Raw genomic sequence first — 20377 nt, 5'->3', positions numbered from 1 at the left:
CATGCTGGGCGCACAAAAAAAGAACCCGCGTGCAGCGGGTTCCCGGCCATCGAATGGCTGTGGTTCACCTGTAGCCGACACGGTCCAGCATTTGCTGGATTTTGGTGAGGTTTTTGGCCACTACGCCCAGGGGGATGTTTTCCTGCTTGAAATCTTCCCCCCCGATGGATTTCAGGGCCGGGTTGTCCACCTTCACGCCTTTGGCGGCGGGGAACTCGTTGTTGCCGTTGGCAAAATAGTCCTGAGCGAATGGGCTGGCCAGAAACTCCATGAACTGCACGGCGGCGTCCAGGTTTTTCGCATGACGGGCCACGGCGGCGCCGGCGATGTTGACGTGCGTTCCGGTGGTTGCCTGGTTCGGAAACACGACGCGAACCTTTTCCATCACGGCCCGGTCTTCGGGACGGTTCGATTTGATGAGGCGTGCCACATAGTAGCTGTTCGTCAGCGCCACACCGCATTCACCGGAGGCCACGGCGCGGATCTGGTCGGTATCGCCGCCCTTGGGCGCCCGTGCCATGTTGTCCACGATGCCTTGGAGCCAGGCTTGACCCTGTTCGTCTCCCAGCCGTTCCACCACGGTGGCAAACAGGGACAGGTTGTAGGGATGCGAGCCGGAACGGGTGCAGACCAATCCCTTGAGTTTCGGGTCGGCGAGTTGTTCATAGGTTTGCACATCTTCGGCTTTGACGCGCAGCGGGTCGTACACGATCACGCGGGCACGGGTCGAAAAGCCGGTCCAGGTCACCCCTTCCGGGGTGCGGTCGGCGCGCAAGTTGGCCGGGATGGCGGCGTCCAGCTTGGCAGACTGGATGGGACGGAACAGTCCCTGGCTGTCGGCAGCAGCCAAGCGGGCCGCATCGACCAGCAGCACCACATCGGCGGGAGATGCAGCGCCTTCGGCCCGCAGACGGGCCACGATGCCCGCGTCGTCCGCATCGACCCGGTTGATCCGGATGCCGGTCGTGCGGGTGAAGGTGTCGTACATCACTTCGTCGGTCTGGTAGTGGCGGGCCGAATAGAGGTTGAGCACCTGGTTCTGGGCCGACGCGGTCACGGTCACAGCGGCCAACGCAAGGGTTCCGATGGTCAGTTTCAGGATGTTGGGCAAAGTCATATGGCGTTCACGGGTGAATAAGGAAGAGCGGGAGTCCATATTAACACAAACGAAAACGATTCCTATTCGAAATTTGACGCATCGATGGACGCCGAGCATAAAAAAAGGGCTTCGCACTGCGAAGCCCTTGAAGGGTCCCTGAATCCGATTTCGAAGAGACCCGAGGAGACAACCGGTACTTGAGGGTCAATCCGCCAATTTCAACGCTTGCGGTTGGTGGTTTTGCTTGGGGTGACCTGGTTGGCCATGGCGTGGAAGTTCGATTCGGCAACGTCCGTGGCCTGCTTGACGGCCTTCTGGACGGTTTCCATGGCGTTGGTGGCAGCGGTAACGGCACTTTTCATCATGGCCACGGCGGGTTCGGTGCCAGCGGGGGCGTTTTTGGCTATGTTGTCCACCACGGTCATGAATTTTTCCTGGGCCTCGTTGCCCTGAGCTTCGGCCACCTTGGCAAACTCGTCCCGTGCGCCGGAAGCGATTTCATAGAGTTGACGGCTGTAAGCAGCTGCCTTCTCGGCCAAGGGTTCCATGAGAGAGGCTTGCAGGGCGATGAGTTCCTGGGCGTCCTTGGCGCTGAGGATGGCCTGGGCGTTGTTGGCCGATTCGCTCAATGCTGCTTTCGTGACCTGCAAGTTGAGGTCCATCAGTTTTTCGACGCTCTCGAAGGCTTTTTGCGTCAGACCGAAAAGGGTTTCGATGTTGGCCTTCTGGGCGGCAACCATTTGTTCAGCAGTCAGCATGTTCAACTCCAGGGTGTAAGGGTCCGATGTTGAAGCGGCATTTTGGTGGTCAAGTCATGGACTTGCATGAATTGCTGCGCTGCAACATGGCTCAGATTATAGGGTTTTTCCCCGGTTTTGCAACCCCCAGTCTTGTCCAACGAGGTATGAGCCTGAACGGGGTATTGTGATTCCAGCACGGCATGAGCCTGAGGACGGCGCAGGGGCTTGGATGGGAAGTCACAATTCGCGGGTGTTTGCTTACTACGCCGACCATTTTGTGTTGCCTCTGCCGCAAGGGCACCGTTTCCCCATGGGCAAGTACGCAGCCCTACGGGATCGTTTGACGCGGGGGCTGCCCTTGGTGCGGATGCAGCAGGCTCAGCCTGCGAGTGATGGGGAGCTGGCGCTGGTCCATACCCCGCGTTACATCGACGCGGTGATGCAGGGCACGCTCACGCCCGCCGAGCAGCGTGAGATCGGTTTTCCCTGGACCCCCGCCATGGCGGAGCGGGCGCGTCGTTCGGTGGGAGCCACGGTGCAGGCCTGCCGGGCGGCGCTGTCCGGGGAGGGCATCGCTGCGAATCTGGCCGGAGGCACCCATCATGCCTATGCTCATAAGGGAGGTGGATTCTGCGTGTTCAACGACGCTGCGGTGGCGGCTCGTCTCATGCAGGCTGAATGGGCGCGCCAAGGGGCGGCGCAACGCCAGCAACCCTTGCGGGTGGCCGTCATCGACCTGGATGTGCATCAGGGCAATGGGACCGCCAGCATCTTCCGCGATGACCCTTCCGTGTTCACACTGTCGCTGCACGGGGAAAAGAATTTCCCGTTTCGCAAAGAGCCCAGCGATCTGGACGTGGAACTCCCCGATGGCTGCACCGACGCACCTTATATCGAGGCGCTGGAGTGGGCGTTGGGGGAGCTCGAACGCCGGTTCGAACCGGACCTCGTCATTTATCTGGCCGGTGCCGATCCGCACGAGGGCGATCGACTGGGGCGTCTCAAGCTCACGGATGACGGCATGGAGGCACGTGACCGGCGCGTGTTCGAGTGGGCCTGGGCGCGCCGCATTCCGCTGGCCATGACCATGGCGGGCGGATATGGGCGCGATATCGAAACCACGCTGAGGGTGCAGTTCAACACCTGGCGGCTGGCGCTGTCGCATTGGCAGCGCTGGCAGGCCAGCGAACGCACGCCTCGGTGGCAGAATGCCCTGCCATGAACGCGCCGCCGCCCACCCACCGCCCTCAGCCTCAGCCACGTGCATCCTACCCAGTGTTCCGGACCATAGGCACCCGGTGGATGGACAACGACATCTATGGCCATGTCAATAATGTGGTCTATTACAGCTGGTTCGATACCGCCGTCAACGGCTACCTCATCGAACAGGGTGTGCTGGACATCCATCAGGGCGAGGTCATCGGTCTGGTCATCGAGACGCAATGCAACTACTTCGAGTCACTGGCGTTTCCGCAGACGGTGCACGCCGGCCTCAGGGTCGGGCATTTGGGGCGCTCGAGCGTGCGCTACGAGGTGGGGTTGTTCAGCGCCGATGGCGAGCTCACCGCGGCTGCGGGCCACTTCGTGCATGTGTATGTGGACCGGCAGACGCGCCGCCCTGTGCCGTTGCCGCAGCCGTTGCGCCAGGCGCTGCTGCGCCTGTGTTGAGCAGGCTGGCGCAGGCGTCGCCATANGTGCATGTGTATGTGGACCGGCAGACGCGCCGCCCTGTGCCGTTGCCGCAGCCGTTGCGCCAGGCGCTGCTGCGCCTGTGTTGAGCAGGCTGGCGCAGGCGTCGCCATAATTGACGTTTACGTCAACGTCACATGCAACCGGAGACTCCCATGACTCAAAACCCTGTGGCACGCCCCCCCGTGCAGGACCCTGCCAGCGTGGACGCCGCCATCACCGGCCGCATGTCGGTGCGCGCCTTTCTGCCGAACCCGGTGCCACGCGAGCTGATCACGCATGTGTTGGAGGTGGCCAGCCGGGCGCCGTCGGGCACCAACACACAACCCTGGAAGGTGTATGTGTTGCAGGGCCGCAGCCGCGATGAACTGGTCCGCAAGGTCTGTGCGGCACACGATGCCCTGCGCGACAACCCGGCCCTCGCGGACGAATACCAGGAGGCCTACGACTATTACCCCAAGCAATGGGTCAGTCCCTACATCGACCGCCGACGCGAGAACGGTTGGAGTCTGTATGCCCTGCTGGGCATCGGCAAGGGCGACAAGGACAAGATGCATGCCCAGCACCAGCGCAATTTCCGGTTCTTCGATGCGCCGGTGGGCATCATGGTGACCATCGACAAGATCATGGGCGGGGGCTCGCTGGTGGACACCGGCATGTTCTTGCAGAACCTGATGGTCGCAGCACGTGCCCGCGGTCTGGACACCTGTCCACAGGCGGCCTGGAACCGATTTGCTAACATCATCCTGCCGCACATCGGCGCGGGCGACAATGAAATGCTGGTGTGTGGCATGTCGCTGGGGTATGCCGATCCAGCCGACAAGGTCAACACTTTCCATACGCCGCGTGTACCCGTGGCGGATTTCACCACCTGGCTCGAATGAGCCTTCGCAACCGCCTGAGTCCATGCAGCAGCGACCCGCCATTCTGGTGGCGCGAGCCATCTTCCCCGAGGTGCTGGAGCGATTGCGCCAGCACTTCGAGGTCAGTTACAACGGGCACGACGAGGATTGGTCGCCCGATGAGTTGATCCGGCGTTTGCAGGGCAAGGTCGGCGTGCTCACCACCGGCAGCCAGCGCATCGATGCCACCTTGCTTCGCGCCTGCCCCCAATTGCGCATCGTCGCCAACATGGCGGTCGGCTTCAACAATTTTGACGTGGCGGCCATGACGGCAGCCGGTGTCGTCGGCACCAATACCCCGGATGTGCTCACCGAAACCACCGCCGATTTCGGCTTTGCCCTGTTGCTGGCCGCCGCCCGCCGCATGGTCGAGAGCGAGCATTTCTTGCGTGCCGGGCGATGGGATCGCTGGGCCTACGACCTCTTTGCGGGCCAGGACGTGCATGGCAGCACGCTGGGCATTTTGGGTATGGGGCGGATCGGGCAAGGCATCGCCCGCCGGGGCGCACACGGTTTCCGCATGCGGGTGATCTACCACAACCGCTCCCGTCTGGACCCGACCACCGAAGCCGAATGCCGGGCCACCTACGTCAGCAAGGAGGAACTGCTGCGGCAGGCCGACCACCTGGTGCTGGTGCTGCCCTACACGCCACAGAACCACCACGCCATCGGGGCGGCCGAACTGGCCATGATGAAGCCCACGGCCACGCTGGTCAATATCGCGCGCGGTGGCATCGTCGATGATGCGGCGCTGGCGCAGGCTTTGCGTGACCGTCGCATCGCCGCCGCCGGGCTAGATGTTTTCGAAGGCGAGCCGAAGGTGCACCCGGATTTGCTCACGGTGCCCAACGTCGTGCTCACCCCCCACATTGCCAGCGCCACGCTGGCCACGCGCCTGGCCATGGCCAACCTGGCCGCCGACAATCTGATCGCTTTCTTCACCCGGGGCGAGGCCCTGACCCCGGTCAACGCGCCGCAGCCCCAGGCGGGAGCCCCTCGAGCGGCCACATAATCGGGGGATGACCGAATTCCCCAACCTGTGGCTGGTGTTGCTGGCCATTGTTCAACTGTTGCTCGTCGTCTGGCTGGTGCACCAGGCCAGAACCCGGAGTGCCGTGCCGGCCGAGCCGCCCGAGGCGGTGGCCGCACGCCTGCAGATGCTGCATCTCTTGCAAGCCCTGGCGCAACGCATCGACCGGCTGGAAAGCGAGCTGCGCCGCGAGCTGAGCGAATCTGGACGCGGACAACGGCAGGAGGTCTCTCAAACCCTGTCCACGTTCCAGGAGGCCTTGCTCAAGCAAGGGGCAGAAGCCCTCCGCACCCAGAATGCCCAGATCGATGCATTTGCCCAGCAACTCGTGCAGTTGCGGGGTTCCTTGGGCGATACCCTGACCCAGCAGCTTCAGGCGTTGAGCGAAGCCAATGCGCGACGACTCGCCGAGGTCCGCGCCACCCTCGAATCTCAATTGGCACAGCTCCAACAGAGCAACGCGGCCAAGCTCGAAGAGATGCGCGCCACGGTGGACGAGAAGCTCCATAAAACCCTCGAAAACCGTCTCAGCGAAAGTTTTGCCCACGTGGCGCAACGGCTGGAACAGGTGCACAAGGGTCTGGGTGAGATGCAAACCCTCGCTGCAGGCGTGGGCGACCTCAAACACCTGCTGACCAATGTGAAAACCCGGGGCATGTTCGGCGAAGCCCAGTTGGCGGCGCTGCTGGAGCAGGTGTTCACGCCCGAGCAGTACGCCACCCAGGTGGCCACCCGGCCCGGCAGCCGCAACGTGGTGGACTTCGCCATTCGACTGCCCGGCAAAAACGACGATGGCTCGCCCGTGTGGCTGCCGATCGACGCGAAATTCCCCAACGAGGATTACGAGCGCCTTCTGGAGGCCCAGCGTCAGGCCGACCCGGTGGCCGCCGAGGCGGCGGCCAAAGCCCTGGAGGCTCGGGTGCGGATGGATGCCAAGTCCATTGCCGAGAAATACCTGGAGCCGCCGCACACCACGGATTTCGCGCTGCTGTTCCTGCCTTCCGAGGGGCTGTATGCCGAAGTCCTGCGTCGCCCGGGGCTGGTCGAGTCCCTGCAGCGGGAGCACCGCGTCACGCTGGCCGGCCCCACCACCTTGCTGGCCATGCTCAATGCCTTGCAAATGGGGTTTCGCACCCTGGCCCTGGAGAAGCGCTCCAGCGAGGTGTGGCAAGTGCTGGGTGCCGTCAAGACCGAGTTTGGCAAGTTCGGTGACGTGCTCGCCAAGGTCAAGACCCAGACGCAGACCGTGCTCAACAGCCTGGAAAGCGCCGAGGTGCGCAGCCGGGCCATGGGCCGTGCGCTCAAACAGGTCGAAGCCCTGCCCGCCGAGCAGGCGGGAACCATCCTGCCCGCGCTGGATCGCTACGAAGACGCCTGATTGGCGCGGGCGCCCCCGCAAAACGCGACAGAAAAAAAATTACACTCAACCCCATGGCCCTACATCCCCCACACGACCACCCGGCCGATGCGATGAGCCTCGGCGCCCGGGCAGCCTTCGTGCTGATTCCGCTGATGGCGTTGCTGGCCGTTCTCTGGACCGCCACCACCGTGCACCTGCCTGCCGACATTTCCGTCTCGTGGGTGCCGGCGATCGACGTCAATCTGAATTTCCATATCGACGGTCTGTCGCTGCTCATGCTGCTCATGATCACCGGCGTGGGTACGGCCGTGTTCATTTATGCAGGGGGCTACCTGGCGGGCCACCCGCAGCAGAATCGGCTTTACATCCTGCTGACGCTGTTCATGATTGCCATGATCGGCTGTGTCACGGCAGACAATCTCATCGTGCTGTTCCTGTTCTGGGAGATGACCAGCCTCGTCTCTTTCCTGCTGGTGGGTTTCAACCACGAGGACTCGAACAGCCGCAAATCGGCTCAGCAGGCTTTGGTCGTCACCGGCTCCGGGGGTCTGGCACTGCTGGCTGGTGCCATCCTGCTGGGGCAGGTGATGGGGACGCTGTCCATCCAGGAGATCATTGCCGCGCTGCCCCAGACCGAGCGCACTCCGGCGCTGACAACGGCCTTGGTGCTGATCCTGCTGGGTGCCTTCACCAAGAGCGCGCAGTTCCCTTTCCATTTCTGGCTGCCCAACGCGATGTCGGCGCCCACCCCGGTGTCGGCCTACCTGCACTCGGCGACCATGGTGAAGCTGGGGGTCTATCTGGTGGCCCGGCTCGACCCTGGCTTTGGCGACTGGACCCTGTGGCAATGGACGTTGCAGACCATTGGCTCCATCACTGCTGCTTGGGCCATGTTGCTGGCCTTGCGCGAACGCGATCTCAAACGGATTCTGGCCTGGTCCACCGTGGCCACCCTGGGCACGCTGGTGATGCTGGTGGGCATGGACGGCAAGGGTGCCGCCGTGGCCGTGGGCGCATTGCTGCTGGCCCATGCGCTGTACAAAGCGCCGCTCTTCTTCGTGGCGGGCAATGTAGACCACGGCACCGGTACCCGTGTCATCGATCGGCTGGGCAACTTGCGTCATGCCATGCCTTTCACGGCGGCGGCTGCGCTGCTGGCGGGCTTGTCGATGGCGGGCGTTCCACTGTCTTTCGGCTATATCGTCAAAGACGCCATCACCGAGGCCAAAGCCATGGGTGACGTGATGGAGATCGTGAAAGTGGCCAACACCATTTTCGGTGCCGTGGCCGTGGCCGTGGCCGGTGTGGCCGCGGTGCGGATTTTCTGGCGTCACCCAGGTCACAACGACACGCCCGAGGCGCACGAGGGCGGGCTGTGCCTGGTGGGGCCGCCGCTGGCTTTGGCCGCGATCGGCATCGTGTTGGGTATTTTCCCCTTCATGGCCGACTGGCTGGTCGGTGTCGCCTCTCAGGCCATGTCGCCCCGAGCCGAAGCGGTGGCGGTGCACTTCGCGCTGGAGCTGGGCCCAGGGCTGCTTTCGTTGCTCGCTACCCTGGTCATCGGAGCCGGTATCTTCTGGTATTGGGATCCGTTGCACCGGATGTTCGATCGACTCGTCGGCCCGCTGGACAAGATCGGCATGGTGGCCAACTACGACCGTTTCATCAAAGGCATTCCTGTGGTGTCTGCCATGTGTACGCGCACGCTGCAGCATGGCAGCCTGCCGGGTTACGGTGTGTTGCTGCTGGCGTTCATCTCGGCCCTGATGGGTGGCATCCTGCTGGTGGGCTGGAACCAGTGGGTCTGGCCCGACTGGGTCACTCCCACGGCCGGCTTCGTGGGAGCCTGCGCCATCATTGCTGCCGGCGGCTTGCTGGCGGTATTCCAGCGCGACCGCCTGGTCCTGTTGCTGGCTTCTGGACTGGTGGGTTTTGGCAGCGCGGTGTTCTTCATGTACGTGGGGGCGCCCGACGTGGCGTTCACCCAGTTCGTGGTCGAGTCCGTGTTCGTGATCGTGGTGGCTTCGGTGCTGCTCAAGCTCAAACAACGGGGTATGGGGCAGGGGCTGGAACATGCCAGCGCGAGTCGTTGGGCGCTGCCGGTGTCGATCGCCTTTGGTGGGGTGGTCACGCTCTGGCTGCTGGTGGCCGTGGGCGGGGCCTTCGATCCGGCGCTGTCGCAGTTCTTTGCCGAGAAAAGCGTGCCCGAGGCGCACGGCCGCAACGTGGTCAACGTCATCCTCGTGGACTTCCGGGCGCTCGATACGCTCGGCGAGATCAGCGTGGTCATGCTGTCTTTCCTGGCCGCGTTGCCTCTGCTGCAGGCGGTGCGCGCGCATATGCGGCGCGAAAAACTGGACGCTACCCATCAGAGAGGTGATGCATGAACAGACGGCTCGTGATTCTGGAATCGGTGTCCGGCCCTCTGTACTGGGTGATTCTGGCCGCCTCGCTCTGGGTGTTGCTGCGCGGCCATAACGAACCGGGCGGAGGCTTCATCGGTGGGCTGGTGGCGGTGAGTGCCTCGGTGCTCTGGGCCATTGCCAAAGGCAGTGACGCCGCCGCCCGCCGTTTGCCCACGGGCTCGCCGGTGCGTCTGGCCGCTATCGGGGTGGGTGTCGGTGCCTTGTCCGGCATGCCCGCGTTTTTCTCGGGGGAAAGCTTCCTGACCCACTGGTGGGGCGAAATTCCCTTGGGCTTCACCGAGTTCGCCGTCTCTACCGTGTTGTTGTTCGATATCGGTGTGTACCTCTGTGTCTGGGGGGCGCTGGCCGGTTATGCACTGGCGCTGCTGGCACTGGGCGAAGCCGATGATGGCGGCGATGCCACGGAGGAGGGGCGCTCATGATCTGGTTGATCGCATTGACCATTTGGATGGCCGTTTCTGCGGGCATCTACCTCTCGCTGTCCAAGGACGTGTTTCGCTGCGTACTCGGCTTGGGCATTCTGGGTAGCGCGGTGAATCTGGTTCTGTTCGTTTCCGGCCGCATCGACGTGATGGAGCCCGCGGTGGTCCCGCTCGGCGAAACCGTGCTGCGCGATGCCGCCAATCCCTTGCCGCAGGCGTTGGTGCTCACCGCCATCGTCATCGGCTTCGCACTTGTCTGTTTCTCTCTGGCCTTGGTGCTGCGTCTGATCCAGAGCGCTGGCACCGACGATGCCCTCGAACTTCGAATGGCTGAACCGCATCCCACCGACCCCGTCAAGCCGCCGTACAACGGCGCCGCCCACGAACCGGCCTGGCCGGACGCTCCTGCCGCCCAGCCCAAGGAGGCGCCATGAGTGTGCTGGCTGTCAGCCCGGTGCTGGTGCCCCTGGTTACGGTGGTGGCCACGACACTGGCACAAAAACGCCCTGGACTGCAGAACGTGCTCAGCTACGTGGGCATGCTGCTGTTCTTCGGTTGTGCCGTGGCGCTGGTCGATACCGCTCACCATGGCGTGGCCGCACAGGCTGTTTTCGGTGGTTGGGGGGCTCCGTTCGGCATTGAATTCCATGTGGACCGCACCGGCGCGGCCATGGTGCTCATCACCGCCATCATGGGGCTGGCGTCGCTCGTGTTCATGGCCAGCGATGCCGATTGCGAACCACGCCATCCCTTGCTCCTGCCGCTGATGTTCGGCGTGCTGGCCGGGGTGGGGGGCTCGTTTGCCACGGCCGACCTGTTCAACCTCTACGTCTGGTTCGAGGTGATGCTGATCTGCGCGGTGGGGATTTTCGCCATCGGCGGCCGCATCGACCAGCTCGACGGCACCTTCAAGTACTTCGTGCTCAACATCTTCGGCACGCTGTTGTTGCTGGTGGCCGTGGGCATGATCTACGGTGCCACGGGTCACCTGAACTACACCGCCTTGGCTCAGGCAGCGCCCCAGCTTTCACCCTGGGTGGTGACGCTGCTGGTGTCGGGCCTGATGCTGGCCTTTCTGGTGAAGGCGGGCGCGTTTCCGCTGTTTGCCTGGCTGCCGGCGTCCTACCACACCCTGCCGGCACCGGTGCTCGCGCTGTTCGCCGGTCTGCTCACCAAAGTCGGCGTGTATGCGGTGCTGCGCTCGGTGGGGGATATCTTTGCCCCAGCCCCCGATCTTGTCTACGTGGTCCTGGGCTGGATTGCCGCCGGCACCATGCTGTTCGGGGTGCTGGGTGCTGCCTATCACTGGGACATGCGCCGCATCCTGGCTTTCCACATCGTCAGCCAGATCGGCTACATCCTGCTCGGCGTGGCGCTGGCCAGCGAAGCCGGCAACGCCGCCACGCTGTTCTACACCCTGCACCACATCGTGGTGAAGGCCAATCTGTTTTTGATCGCCGCCATGATCTGGCGCCTCACCGGCAACTACGATCTGCGCAAGATCGGTGGACTCTACAAGGTCAAGCCGTTGCTGGGCGTGCTGTTCCTGATTCCGGCGCTCTCCCTGGTGGGTATTCCGCCGTTGTCGGGGTTCTGGTCCAAGCTGCTGGTCTTGCAGGAGGCGATTGCCCAGGGCCGCATCGCCTGGACGGTGATCGCGCTCATCGTCAGTGTGCTGACGCTGTATTCGATGGTCAAAATCTGGATGGAGGCGTTCTGGAAGTCGCACCCGGACGAGCACTGGACCCTGCCTCGCACCCCGAACCTGTGGCCAGCCTGGGTCGCCACGCTGGGGCTGGCCGCGGTGACGCTGAGCATTTCCTTCAATCCGCAGTTCCTGGTCGAGTATGCCCAGGCCGCTGCCCAGACGCTGGGAGGTCGCTGACATGGGAAAACCGATCGCTGCCATCGTTTTGCTGGCCCGTTTTCTCAAGGCCGTGGTGATTTCTGGCTTCCAGACGGTGCAAGTCATCCTGCGCGCCAGTTTCGGGGAGCGCAAGCCTCCGCCAGCGGCCTTTCTGCGGGTGCGCTTTGCGCCCATGAGTGCTCAGGGCGCTTCCCTGCTGGGCTGCATGATCACGCTCACGCCCGGCACCACCACCCTCGACATCGATATGGATAAGCGTGAAATTCTGATGCACGTGCTCGACGCTTCCGACACCGATGCCCTGGTGCAGGGCATCCGGGAAGACTTTGAACCCGGCCTTGTGGCCCTCTTTGGGGAGCAGTCATGATCGCATGGGCCAACTTCCTCCTGGTCCTCGGCGCGCTCCTCGCGATTGCCTTGGCCACTTACCGCATCGTGCAGGGCCCGCAGCATGCGGACCGCATCGTGGCGCTCGATATTTTTCTGGCCGCTGCCGTGGCGTTGTGCGTGGCCGCATCGCTGCATACGGGGCGCACGGTTTTCCTGGACGTGGGAATCGGCCTGGCGCTGGTGGGCTTCGTGGCTACCATAGGCTGGGCCCGTTTGGTGGACAAGGGGGTCGGCTCATGAGCGCCATCGCTGGATTGTTTCTGGTGGCGGGCGGTCTGTTGCTGCTCATCGCTGCCTGGGGCGTGATCACCTTGCCCGATGCCTTGGCCCGTCAACATGCGGCCACCAAGGCGGGTACGCTGGCGCTGGCCATGGTCTGTATCGGCGCGGCCCTGGGTTCGCTGTCGTGGGACTGGGCTTGGCGTCTGGTGCTGATCGTGGGCTTTCTGCTGGCCACTTTGCCGGTGGCCTCCCATCTGCTGGCCCGGGCCGCCGTGCGGGAGGCGGGCACGATCGACAACGTCTCCCAGGCCAAGCTGGTGGGTGACGATCCCGCCGAGAAATCCCGCCGCTGATCCTGCCTGAAGGGGGTTAGAGGCCGCAGGCGTCGGGCAGGCCGTAGAAGCGCTTGATGCCTTCCCAGGCCTGTTCGGGCTCGTCCACGTACTGGAACAGATCCAGGTCTTCGGGCGAGATGGCGCCTTCTTCGACCAGCACGTCGAAGTTCACCAGCCGCTTCCAGTACTCCGATCCGAACAGGAAGATCGGCACCGGCTTGGCCTTCTTGCACTGCACCAGTGTGATGACCTCGAACAGTTCGTCCAGGGTGCCGAAGCCGCCCGGGAAGGCCACCAGGGCCTTGGCGCGCATGAGGAAATGCATCTTGCGCAGGGCGAAGTAGTGGAACTTGAAGCACAGCTCTGGGCTGATGTAGGGGTTGGGTTCCTGCTCGTGAGGCAGCAGGATGTTGAGTCCGATATTGAGTACGCCACGGTCATGGGCGCCACGGTTGGCTGCCTCCATGATGCCTGGGCCGCCGCCAGTGGCGATGTAGAGCTGGTCTTTTTTCGGGCAGCTCAGGCTGTAGTCGGCCACCAGTTGGGCAAAGCGACGTGCTTTGTCGTAGTAGTGGGCATTGCGCAGCAGCGCTTCGGCGCGGCGCAGGGCCTGTGCATCACCGCTGGCCTGGGCCGCCTCGTATAACCGTTGGGCCTCGGCGGGTTCCCGAAAGCGCGCGCTGCCAAAGACCACGATGGTGTTCTCGATGCCGTGGGCCTGCTGGGCGAGGTCCGGCTTGAGCAGCTCCAGCTGGAAGCGGATGCCACGTGTCTCGCGTCGCAGCAGAAATTCCGGGTCGGCAAAGGCCAGCCGGTAGGCGTCCGGTATGAGTCGTTGCTCGCCATCCGAGGTCAGGTGCATTTCAACGGCAGCATCGGCCAGTCGGCTGGTCTGGAGGTTGTGGGTCGCGTCCATGGTGCAGAGTCTCGGGATATGTGGGCGTCAGTTCCGGTTGGATTCAAAGCCCCTGCGCAAGTGCCAACGGCACGCACACAACGACCTGGGTGGCAGGCGGGGTGATGGGAAAACAAAAAAAGGCTCCGCAGAGCCTTGTGATACATGGGCGTCACGCGCGCGCTCAAACGCGCTTGCGGTATTCGCCGGTGCGGGTGTCGATTTCGATGCGGTCGCCCTGATCCACGAACAGAGGCACGGCCACTTCGAAGCCGGTGGCGATCTTGGCGGGCTTCATGACTTTACCGGAGGTGTCGCCCTTGACGGCAGGCTCGGTCCAGGTGACTTCGCGCTCCACACTGGTCGGCAGTTCCACCGAAATGGCTTTGCCGTCGTAGAACACCACTTCGGCAGCCATGCCGTCTTCCAGGTAGTTCAGGGCGTCGCCCATGTTGCCGGCTTCGACTTCGTATTGGTTGTACTCGGCGTCCATCCACACGTACATCGGATCGGCGAAGTACGAATAGGTGCATTCCTTCTTGTCGAGGATGACGTTGTCGATCTTGTCGTCGGCCTTGAACACCACTTCAGTGGCCATGTTGCTGAGCAGGGCCTTGAGCTTCATGCGCACGGTGGCAGCGCCACGGCCGCCACGGGCGTATTCGGTTTTGAGGACGATCATCGGGTCCTTGCCGTGCATGATCACGTTACCGGCGCGGATTTCTTGAGCGATTTTCATGGTGCTTCCGTGTGTTGTTGCCGCTCAGGCGAAGGGATGAGGGCATTCCCTTGGCGCGCGGCGGTGAGCGAGCATGTCGCAAAACCCTTGATTTTAACGTTTTTCCATGACGAAGCCCAAGAGCTGTGTGACCAGATCGTGTTGTTGCAGGAGTCGGGCGCGGGCGTGCTCGGTCACGTTGGCCCAATCCCTCAGCCTGCCGGGAGAGAGATCGGGGGGCGGATGGCCGCCCATGCCGTTCCAGAACAGATGGAAGTCGCGCAGGTCGGCAGGGCCGCCGAGCCAGTCCAGGAAGGCGTGGAGTTTGGTGTGGTGGGCGTTGTCGTCTTGTGGATAGATCTGCCAGACGAAGGCTTGGCCAGCCCAGAGTGCCCGCACCAGTGAGTCCTCGCCGCGCACGAAGTTGAGGTCGCAGGCCCAGAGCATTTCGTCGAAACCGGGTTGGTCCACCAGGGGGCGGCGCACCCAATGGCGGGGCGGTGCATGCGATCCCAGCCAGCGCTGGACGGCAGCCTCGGCCCGCCCAGGGGTGATGAGCAAAGTGGTTTCGCTGTCGTCGTGCAGCCTGCCCAGGAGCCAAGGCAGGGCGAGGGGCTCGTAACAGAACAGACTGATCCACGTAGGGGCGCCGCCGGGTGTGGCCTGGTCCCGCCATGCGTGGCGCGCGAAGGCCGCTTGACGTGCAAGCAGATCGACCTCCCGTAACAAGCCGCCGGTGGCAGAGGTGAAGCCGGGGTAGAAAAACCAGCGCGTCCAGCCACGTGCCGGACCACTCATGAGCGGTGAGGGCAGGCGGTGCATGCGTTCCACGTAAGGTTCGGCGCTCAGGTATTCCAGGTTCACCCAGACGGGAGCCTCGCCACTGGGCCAAAGTGCCCGTTGCTGGAGGACGAATCCTTCAGGCGGCTCGCAGCCGAAGGCCTCTACCCACACGTCGGAGCGGGGCAGGTTGGCGAGCCGTTCATGGGGCCATTCGGTCTCCCACGCCCATGCCTCTATCTGTGGCCAATCGCCTTCCAGGGCCCCGGGGGCCATCCAGTGCAGAGCGTCGGTTTGGTCCAGCCACAGCCGTACCCGTTGTCCCTGGCTGGCCAGGCCTCGGGCCAGGCGCCAGCACACACCCACGTCGCCGTGGTTATCGATGACGCGGCAGAAAATGTCCCAGTGCAAAGGGGGCGCAACGTGCGGCATGGGCCCAATTGTCGCTGGCCTGGTGCCACAATGGCGATCGATCATGACGAGTCCGCATTCTGAAGATCTGCTCAAGGCGGTGGCCAGTTTGCCGTCGTTGCCGGGCGTTTACCGTTATTTCGACGCCCAGGGCCTGTTGTTGTATGTGGGCAAAGCGCGCGACCTCAAGCGCCGCGTGTCCAGCTACTTCACCCGCAGCCACGATGGCACGCGCATTGGCCACATGGTCAGCAAGATCGCGCGCCTGGAAACCACGGTGGTGCGGTCCGAGGCGGAAGCGTTGCTGTTGGAGAACAACCTCATCAAAACGCAGCAGCCGCGCTTCAACATCCTGTTTCGAGACGACAAGAGCTATCCCTACCTGAAGCTCAGTGCCAGCAGTTGGGCGCCTTCACACACCGAAAGTACGCAAGGGTCCGGCGGCTCACCGCGCCCTGAGCACTACCCACGGGTTTCCTACTACCGCGGGGCCGTGGACAAGCGCCATCGGTACTTTGGTCCCTACCCCAATGCCTGGGCGGTGAAGGAGGCCATCCAGTTGATCCAGAAGGTGTTTCGGCTGCGCACCTGTGAAGACACGGTGTTCAACCACCGCACGCGCCCCTGTCTGCTGTACCAGATCAAGCGCTGCAGTGGCCCGTGTGTGGGGCGCGTGAGCCCGGCCGACTATGCCGCCGACGTGCGCAGCGCCAGCGCCTTTCTGCGGGGTGAAACCCAGACGGTGCTCGACGAGCTGGAACGCCGCATGCTGGCCTACGCAGAGCAACTCGCTTTTGAGCAGGCGGCCGAGGTGCGCAACCAGATCGCGGCACTTTCCAAGGTCTTGCACCAGCAAGCGATGGAGAGCACCAGCGATCAGGATGTGGACATCCTGGCCGTGAAGGTGCAGGGCGGGCGCGCCTGTGTGAACCTGGCGATGGTGCGTGGCGGGCGCCACCTCGGCGACCGGCCGTATTTCCCGGCGCATGTGGAAGAGGGGGTGGTGATCGCCGCACTGGATGATGACAAGGGGGGCGTTGGCGTTTCGGATGTGGCGCCTACCGAACCACTGGCTGAGCGCCGCAGTGCACCCCCTTCGGTCGAACAGCGCGTGCTGGAGGCCTTCATGGCGCAGCATTACACCGGCGTGCCCCCGCCGCCTGTGCTGGTGCTCGGCGCACCGGTGGACGCGCACCTCATCGAGCTGTTGACGGAACAAAGTGGCGTGCGTCTGCACACGGTGTTCAACCCGCGCGAGCACCGGCGGGCCTGGCTGGACATGGCCCAGAAGAACGCCGACCTCCAATTGGCCCGTCTGTTGGCCGAAGAGGGTTCGCAGCAGGCGCGCACCCGCGCCCTGGCCCAGGCGCTCGATCTGCCGGAAGATGCGCTGGATCGCTTGCGTATCGAGTGTTTCGACATCTCCCACACCGCGGGCGAATCGACCGTGGCCTCGTGTGTGGTGTTCGAAGGCCACAAGATGCAAAGTGCCCAGTACCGACGCTACAACATCGACGGCATCACCCCGGGCGACGACTATGCCGCCATGCGTCAGGTATTGCAGCGGCGCTACGGCAAGCTCGCGCAAGCCCTTCGTGAAGACGAGTCGGGCCCGACGGGCCCACACCGTTTGCCCGACATCGTGCTGATCGACGGTGGCAAAGGCCAGGTCGGGGCAGCCAAAGAAGTGTTCGAGTCGCTCGGGCTGGATGTGGGGCGGCTCGTCGGTGTGGAAAAAGGCGAGGGTCGCAAGGTCGGGCTGGAAGAGCTGGTGTTTGCCGATGGCCGGGAAAAAATCTACCTGGGGGCGGATTCGGCCGCGCTCATGCTGGTGGCGCAAATCCGCGACGAGGCGCACCGCTTTGCCATCACGGGGATGCGGGCGCAGCGGGCCAAGACCCGCACCGGCGGCAGCAGGTTGGAAGACATTCCCGGCGTGGGCCCGAAGAAGCGCGCCCGTCTGTTGCAGCGTTTCGGTGGCGTGCGTGGGGTGGCTGCCGCCAGCGTGGAGGATCTGGCCTCGGTGGACGGCATCTCCGTCGAGCTTGCCGAGACCATTTACCGCGCCTTGCACTGATTACCCCGCATAATCACGGCCATGTTCTTCAATTTGCCAACGCTGTTCACGTGGGCGCGCATCGTCGCCATTCCCCTCATCGTGGCGGTGTTCTACTGGCCTGGCCTCAGTGAGCCAATGCAAAACCTGATCGCCACCGTGCTGTTCGTGGCGTTTGCGCTCACGGACTGGGCCGACGGCTACCTGGCACGCAAGCTGAACCAAACCTCGTCGTTCGGCGCGTTCCTGGACCCGGTGGCCGACAAGTTCCTGGTCTGCGCCTGTGTGCTGGTCCTGGTGCACCTGGACCGGGCCGATGTGTTCGTGGCGCTCATCATCATCGGCCGGGAGATTGCCATCTCCGCCCTGCGCGAGTGGATGGCCACGATCGGTGCCAACAAGAGCGTGGCGGTGCACATGGTGGGCAAGCTCAAGACCACGGTGCAGATGGTGGCCATTCCTTTCCTCTTGTATGACGGCCGCGTGCTGGGCCTGATCGACACCCGTTTCTGGGGCACGTTGCTCATCTGGGCCGCCGCGGTGCTCACCGTCTGGTCCATGGTGTATTACCTGCAGAAGGCCTTGCCCGAAATCCGGGCCAAGGCGCGCTGACCCGGGTGACGATCATGGTCGGAAACGCTGGAGACAACTCGTGGCTGCGCGCCATGCCCTGGGTGTTCGTGCTGATCTGGAGCACGGGCTTCATCGTGGCGCGCTACGGCATGCCGCATGCGCCGCCCATGACCTTTCTGGCTTGGCGCTATGCGCTGTCGATCCTGTGCTTTTTGGTGTGGATCTGGCTGGCCAAAGTGGCCTGGCCCAAGGATCGTGAACAATGGCTGCATCTGGCGGTGCTGGGCGTGCTGATGCATGCAGGCTATCTGGGTGGCGTGTGGGCGGCGATCAAGGCCGGCATGGGGTCAGGTTTGTCGGCATTGGTGGTGGGCTTGCAGCCGGTGCTCACGGCCATCTGGCTGTCGGCCACCGGCAGCGCCGTGACGCAACGGCAGTGGATGGGGCTGACCCTGGGTTTCACCGGGCTGGTGCTGGTGGTGTCGAACAAGTTTGTCGCCGGCAGCGAGGGCGATACCGCGACCTGGCTCAACCTGTCGTTCGCGGTGTTGGCGCTGTTCAGCATCACCGTGGGCACGCTCTACCAGAAGCGCTTCGTCAAGCCTTGCGATGTGCGCAGCGCCAACACCGTGCAGCTCATGGCCGCTTTTGCCGCGACGCTGCCGCTGGCCCTGCTCGAAACCGAGGGCATGAACTGGAACGGCGAATTGATGGGCGCCATGGCCTGGTCGGTGCTGGGCCTCACGCTGGGCGGCAGTTCGCTGCTGTACATGCTCATTCAACGTGGGGCGGCGGCCTCGGTCAGCAGCCTCATGTACCTGGTGCCGCCATGCACCGCACTGCTGGCCTGGATACTCTTCAGCGAACCCATCACCGTCTACACCGTGCTGGGCATGGGGCTCACTGCGGTGGGCGTCAGCCTGGTGATACGGCCGCCCAAACCCTAGTTTCCCTGAAAACCTGCCATGAAAACCCATCGCATTGCCGTGATCGCCGGTGACGGCATTGGCCAGGAGGTCATGCCCGAAGGGCTGCGCGTACTGGAGGCCGTGGCCTCGAAGTTCGACATTGGCCTTCAGTTCGACCACTTCGATTTTTCGAGCTGGGCCTACTACGAGAAGCACGGCCAGATGCTGCCCGACGACTGGAAGGACCAGATCGGCGGACACGACGCCATCTACTTCGGCGCCGTGGGCTGGCCCGAGAAAATTCCGGACCACATCTCACTGTGGGGTTCCCTGCTGCTGTTCCGGCGCGAATTCGACCAGTACGTCAACCTGCGGCCGGCCCGGCTCATGCCCGGCGTGATCGCGCCGGTGGTGCGGCGTGATGGCAGTCCGCGCCAGCCCGGCGAGATCGACATGATGATCGTGCGCGAAAACACCGAAGGGGAGTACTCCAGCATCGGCGGCCGCATGTATCCTGGGACCGAGCGCGAGATCGTGATGCAGGAAACGGTGATGAGCCGCCACGGCGTGGACCGTGTGCTGAAATTCGCCTTTGAACTGGCCCAAAGCCGCCCCAAGAAGCACCTGACCAGCGCCACCAAAAGCAACGGCATCGCCATCACCATGCCCTACTGGGACGAACGCGTGGCCGAGATGGCCAAGGCCTACCCCGAGGTGTTCGTGGACAAGTTCCACATCGACATCCTCACCGCGCACTTTGTGCAGCGCCCCGACCACTTCGACGTGGTGGTGGCCAGCAACCTGTTCGGTGACATCCTGTCCGATCTGGGACCCGCCTGCACGGGCACCATCGGCATTGCGCCAAGTGCCAACCTCAATCCCACGCGGCAGCACCCCTCTCTGTTCGAACCGGTGCACGGTTCGGCGCCGGATATCGCGGGCAAGGGGATTGCCAATCCCATCGGCCAGATCTGGTGCGGCGCGATGATGCTGGACTTTCTGGGCCATCGTGACGCACACGACGCCGTGCTGCGGGCCATCGAGGCGGTGCTGGAGCCCGGCAGTGGCGGCCCCCGCACACCGGATCTGGGCGGCAGGGCCACCACGGGTGATGTGGGACGCGCCGTCGCTGGTATGATCCAAGCTACACCACCGGTTGCAACACAGAGGGGAATCCATGAACAAGGCTGAACTCATCGAGCACATCGCCAGCAGCGCGGACCTGTCCAAAGCGGCGGCAGCCCGCGCACTGAATGCCACCATCCAGGCCATCGGCACCACCCTGAAGAAGGGGGGGACGGTATCGCTGGTGGGGTTCGGGTCGTTTTCGGTGACCAAGCGTGCTGCCCGCACCGGCCGCAATCCTCGCACCGGCGCCGCGATCAAGATCAAAGCGGCTAAAATCCCTAAGTTTCGTCCTGGCAAGGCGTTGAAAGACGCCATCAAATAACGGTTTTCCGGTTTCGGTGGGGTGCTTAGCTCAGCTGGTAGAGCGGCGCCCTTACAAGGCGTAGGTCGGCGGTTCGAACCCGTCAGCACCCACCACAAAAACCT

At 63.6% G+C, this 20377-nt stretch carries 22 protein-coding genes and 1 tRNA gene; 18 read left to right on the top strand and 5 right to left on the bottom strand.

The features are described 5' to 3' along the window. Window positions 1-64 precede the first annotated feature (64 nt). Both HZS63_RS11030 and HZS63_RS11025 read right to left on the bottom strand, forming a co-directional pair. Window positions 65-1117: an extracellular solute-binding protein gene (locus HZS63_RS11030; RefSeq protein WP_180684084.1), complete on the bottom strand. Its 1053-nt coding sequence runs from the start codon at window positions 1115-1117 to the stop codon at window positions 65-67. Window positions 1118-1317: 200 nt separating this feature from the next. Further along, entirely contained in the window at window positions 1318-1857 is a 540-nt protein-coding gene (locus HZS63_RS11025) for a phasin family protein (protein ID WP_180684083.1), read from the bottom strand. 232 nt (window positions 1858-2089) lie between these two features. Here HZS63_RS11025 and HZS63_RS11020 point away from each other — a divergent pair, with 232 nt between their 5' ends. The 12 genes from HZS63_RS11020 to mnhG all read left to right on the top strand — a co-directional run bounded on the left by HZS63_RS11020 (window position 2090) and on the right by mnhG (window position 12500). Then, window positions 2090-3061: an arginase family protein gene (locus HZS63_RS11020; protein WP_180684082.1), complete on the top strand. Its 972-nt coding sequence runs from the start codon at window positions 2090-2092 to the stop codon at window positions 3059-3061. Next, complete coding sequence (locus HZS63_RS11015) at window positions 3058-3507, top strand: acyl-CoA thioesterase (RefSeq protein ID WP_180684081.1); 450 nt, start codon at window positions 3058-3060, stop codon at window positions 3505-3507. The genes HZS63_RS11020 and HZS63_RS11015 overlap by 4 nt, the downstream gene beginning before the upstream one ends. Window positions 3508-3683: 176 nt before the next feature. After that, window positions 3684-4412, top strand: a complete 729-nt coding sequence (locus HZS63_RS11005; protein WP_180684080.1) for a nitroreductase — start codon at window positions 3684-3686, stop codon at window positions 4410-4412. 22 nt (window positions 4413-4434) lie between these two features. Continuing rightward, a complete protein-coding gene (locus tag HZS63_RS11000) occupies window positions 4435-5442 on the top strand; it encodes a 2-hydroxyacid dehydrogenase (RefSeq protein WP_180684079.1) in 1008 nt (335 codons plus the stop codon). Between the two features lie 7 nt (window positions 5443-5449). Beyond that, window positions 5450-6838 carry a DNA recombination protein RmuC gene (locus HZS63_RS10995; RefSeq protein ID WP_180684078.1) on the top strand — a complete coding sequence of 463 codons (1389 nt, stop codon included), beginning with the start codon at window positions 5450-5452 and terminating at the stop codon, window positions 6836-6838. 53 nt (window positions 6839-6891) lie between these two features. Beyond that, window positions 6892-9207 carry a hydrogen gas-evolving membrane-bound hydrogenase subunit E gene (gene mbhE / locus HZS63_RS10990; RefSeq protein ID WP_180684077.1) on the top strand — a complete coding sequence of 772 codons (2316 nt, stop codon included), beginning with the start codon at window positions 6892-6894 and terminating at the stop codon, window positions 9205-9207. Then, window positions 9204-9668, top strand: coding sequence for an MnhB domain-containing protein (locus HZS63_RS10985; protein WP_180684076.1), 465 nt, complete (start codon window positions 9204-9206; stop codon window positions 9666-9668). Before mbhE ends, HZS63_RS10985 begins: the two co-directional genes overlap by 4 nt. Continuing rightward, window positions 9665-10102, top strand: coding sequence for an NADH-quinone oxidoreductase subunit K (locus HZS63_RS10980; protein ID WP_180684075.1), 438 nt, complete (start codon window positions 9665-9667; stop codon window positions 10100-10102). Before HZS63_RS10985 ends, HZS63_RS10980 begins: the two co-directional genes overlap by 4 nt. Next, complete coding sequence (locus HZS63_RS10975) at window positions 10099-11553, top strand: complex I subunit 5 family protein (protein ID WP_180684074.1); 1455 nt, start codon at window positions 10099-10101, stop codon at window positions 11551-11553. The genes HZS63_RS10980 and HZS63_RS10975 overlap by 4 nt, the downstream gene beginning before the upstream one ends. Before the next feature lies 1 nt (window position 11554). Then, window positions 11555-11902, top strand: a complete 348-nt coding sequence (locus HZS63_RS10970; protein ID WP_180684073.1) for a Na+/H+ antiporter subunit E — start codon at window positions 11555-11557, stop codon at window positions 11900-11902. Further along, window positions 11899-12165: an MrpF/PhaF family protein gene (locus HZS63_RS10965; protein WP_180684072.1), complete on the top strand. Its 267-nt coding sequence runs from the start codon at window positions 11899-11901 to the stop codon at window positions 12163-12165. The genes HZS63_RS10970 and HZS63_RS10965 overlap by 4 nt, the downstream gene beginning before the upstream one ends. Further along, window positions 12162-12500 carry a monovalent cation/H(+) antiporter subunit G gene (gene mnhG / locus HZS63_RS10960; RefSeq protein ID WP_180684071.1) on the top strand — a complete coding sequence of 113 codons (339 nt, stop codon included), beginning with the start codon at window positions 12162-12164 and terminating at the stop codon, window positions 12498-12500. The genes HZS63_RS10965 and mnhG overlap by 4 nt, the downstream gene beginning before the upstream one ends. Before the next feature lie 16 nt (window positions 12501-12516). Here mnhG and HZS63_RS10955 read toward each other — a convergent pair whose 3' ends face one another. The 3 genes from HZS63_RS10955 to earP form a co-directional block, all read right to left on the bottom strand. Then, entirely contained in the window at window positions 12517-13398 is an 882-nt protein-coding gene (locus HZS63_RS10955) for an LOG family protein (protein ID WP_180684070.1), read from the bottom strand. A 163-nt stretch (window positions 13399-13561) separates the two neighbouring features. Beyond that, on the bottom strand, window positions 13562-14116 hold the full coding sequence (gene efp / locus HZS63_RS10950) for an elongation factor P (RefSeq protein WP_180684069.1): 555 nt from the start codon (window positions 14114-14116) through the stop codon (window positions 13562-13564). 93 nt (window positions 14117-14209) lie between these two features. Further along, a complete protein-coding gene (gene earP / locus HZS63_RS10945) occupies window positions 14210-15307 on the bottom strand; it encodes an elongation factor P maturation arginine rhamnosyltransferase EarP (protein ID WP_180684068.1) in 1098 nt (365 codons plus the stop codon). Window positions 15308-15350: 43 nt separating this feature from the next. Between earP and uvrC the strand changes: the two genes are divergently transcribed. The 6 genes from uvrC to HZS63_RS10915 all read left to right on the top strand — a co-directional run bounded on the left by uvrC (window position 15351) and on the right by HZS63_RS10915 (window position 20368). Further along, window positions 15351-17363 carry an excinuclease ABC subunit UvrC gene (gene uvrC, locus HZS63_RS10940; RefSeq protein ID WP_180684067.1) on the top strand — a complete coding sequence of 671 codons (2013 nt, stop codon included), beginning with the start codon at window positions 15351-15353 and terminating at the stop codon, window positions 17361-17363. Between the two features lie 21 nt (window positions 17364-17384). After that, on the top strand, window positions 17385-17954 hold the full coding sequence (pgsA, locus tag HZS63_RS10935; protein ID WP_180684066.1) for a CDP-diacylglycerol--glycerol-3-phosphate 3-phosphatidyltransferase: 570 nt from the start codon (window positions 17385-17387) through the stop codon (window positions 17952-17954). Window positions 17955-17968: 14 nt separating this feature from the next. After that, window positions 17969-18862 (top strand): DMT family transporter, encoded by an 894-nt coding sequence (locus HZS63_RS10930; protein ID WP_180684065.1) that lies wholly within the window; start codon window positions 17969-17971, stop codon window positions 18860-18862. A gap of 18 nt (window positions 18863-18880) precedes the next feature. Then, on the top strand, window positions 18881-20014 hold the full coding sequence (locus HZS63_RS10925) for a tartrate dehydrogenase (protein WP_180684064.1): 1134 nt from the start codon (window positions 18881-18883) through the stop codon (window positions 20012-20014). Continuing rightward, window positions 20001-20273 (top strand): HU family DNA-binding protein, encoded by a 273-nt coding sequence (locus tag HZS63_RS10920; protein ID WP_180684063.1) that lies wholly within the window; start codon window positions 20001-20003, stop codon window positions 20271-20273. Before HZS63_RS10925 ends, HZS63_RS10920 begins: the two co-directional genes overlap by 14 nt. 19 nt (window positions 20274-20292) lie before the next feature. Further along, window positions 20293-20368, top strand: a tRNA-Val gene (locus HZS63_RS10915). The last annotated feature ends 9 nt before the right edge of the window (window positions 20369-20377 follow it).

It is taken from the genome of Tepidicella baoligensis, from assembly GCF_013432195.1.
Lineage (GTDB): Bacteria > Pseudomonadota > Gammaproteobacteria > Burkholderiales > Burkholderiaceae_C > Tepidicella > Tepidicella baoligensis.
Note: the sequence above shows the minus strand (reverse complement) of the source record. Positions and strands in the feature narration are given on the sequence as shown.

Excerpts from the sequence above, each read along its gene's own strand:
- earP (WP_180684068.1), bottom strand. The coding sequence starts at position 15,307 with ATGCCGCACGTTGCGCCCCCTTTGCACTGGGACATTTTCTGCCGCGTC.
- HZS63_RS11030 (WP_180684084.1), bottom strand. The coding sequence starts at position 1,117 with ATGACTTTGCCCAACATCCTGAAACTGACCATCGGAACCCTTGCGTTG.
- HZS63_RS10955 (WP_180684070.1), bottom strand. The coding sequence starts at position 13,398 with ATGGACGCGACCCACAACCTCCAGACCAGCCGACTGGCCGATGCTGCC.
- HZS63_RS10980 (WP_180684075.1), top strand. The coding sequence starts at position 9,665 with ATGATCTGGTTGATCGCATTGACCATTTGGATGGCCGTTTCTGCGGGC.
- HZS63_RS10970 (WP_180684073.1), top strand. The coding sequence starts at position 11,555 with ATGGGAAAACCGATCGCTGCCATCGTTTTGCTGGCCCGTTTTCTCAAG.
- mbhE (WP_180684077.1), top strand. The coding sequence starts at position 6,892 with ATGGCCCTACATCCCCCACACGACCACCCGGCCGATGCGATGAGCCTC.
- pgsA (WP_180684066.1), top strand. The coding sequence starts at position 17,385 with ATGTTCTTCAATTTGCCAACGCTGTTCACGTGGGCGCGCATCGTCGCC.
- HZS63_RS10930 (WP_180684065.1), top strand. The coding sequence starts at position 17,969 with ATGGTCGGAAACGCTGGAGACAACTCGTGGCTGCGCGCCATGCCCTGG.
- HZS63_RS10920 (WP_180684063.1), top strand. The coding sequence starts at position 20,001 with ATGAACAAGGCTGAACTCATCGAGCACATCGCCAGCAGCGCGGACCTG.
- HZS63_RS10985 (WP_180684076.1), top strand. The coding sequence starts at position 9,204 with ATGAACAGACGGCTCGTGATTCTGGAATCGGTGTCCGGCCCTCTGTAC.
- HZS63_RS11005 (WP_180684080.1), top strand. The coding sequence starts at position 3,684 with ATGACTCAAAACCCTGTGGCACGCCCCCCCGTGCAGGACCCTGCCAGC.
- HZS63_RS11000 (WP_180684079.1), top strand. The coding sequence starts at position 4,435 with ATGCAGCAGCGACCCGCCATTCTGGTGGCGCGAGCCATCTTCCCCGAG.
- HZS63_RS10975 (WP_180684074.1), top strand. The coding sequence starts at position 10,099 with ATGAGTGTGCTGGCTGTCAGCCCGGTGCTGGTGCCCCTGGTTACGGTG.
- efp (WP_180684069.1), bottom strand. The coding sequence starts at position 14,116 with ATGAAAATCGCTCAAGAAATCCGCGCCGGTAACGTGATCATGCACGGC.
- HZS63_RS11015 (WP_180684081.1), top strand. The coding sequence starts at position 3,058 with ATGAACGCGCCGCCGCCCACCCACCGCCCTCAGCCTCAGCCACGTGCA.
- mnhG (WP_180684071.1), top strand. The coding sequence starts at position 12,162 with ATGAGCGCCATCGCTGGATTGTTTCTGGTGGCGGGCGGTCTGTTGCTG.
- HZS63_RS10995 (WP_180684078.1), top strand. The coding sequence starts at position 5,450 with ATGACCGAATTCCCCAACCTGTGGCTGGTGTTGCTGGCCATTGTTCAA.
- HZS63_RS10925 (WP_180684064.1), top strand. The coding sequence starts at position 18,881 with ATGAAAACCCATCGCATTGCCGTGATCGCCGGTGACGGCATTGGCCAG.
- HZS63_RS11025 (WP_180684083.1), bottom strand. The coding sequence starts at position 1,857 with ATGCTGACTGCTGAACAAATGGTTGCCGCCCAGAAGGCCAACATCGAA.
- HZS63_RS10965 (WP_180684072.1), top strand. The coding sequence starts at position 11,899 with ATGATCGCATGGGCCAACTTCCTCCTGGTCCTCGGCGCGCTCCTCGCG.
- uvrC (WP_180684067.1), top strand. The coding sequence starts at position 15,351 with ATGACGAGTCCGCATTCTGAAGATCTGCTCAAGGCGGTGGCCAGTTTG.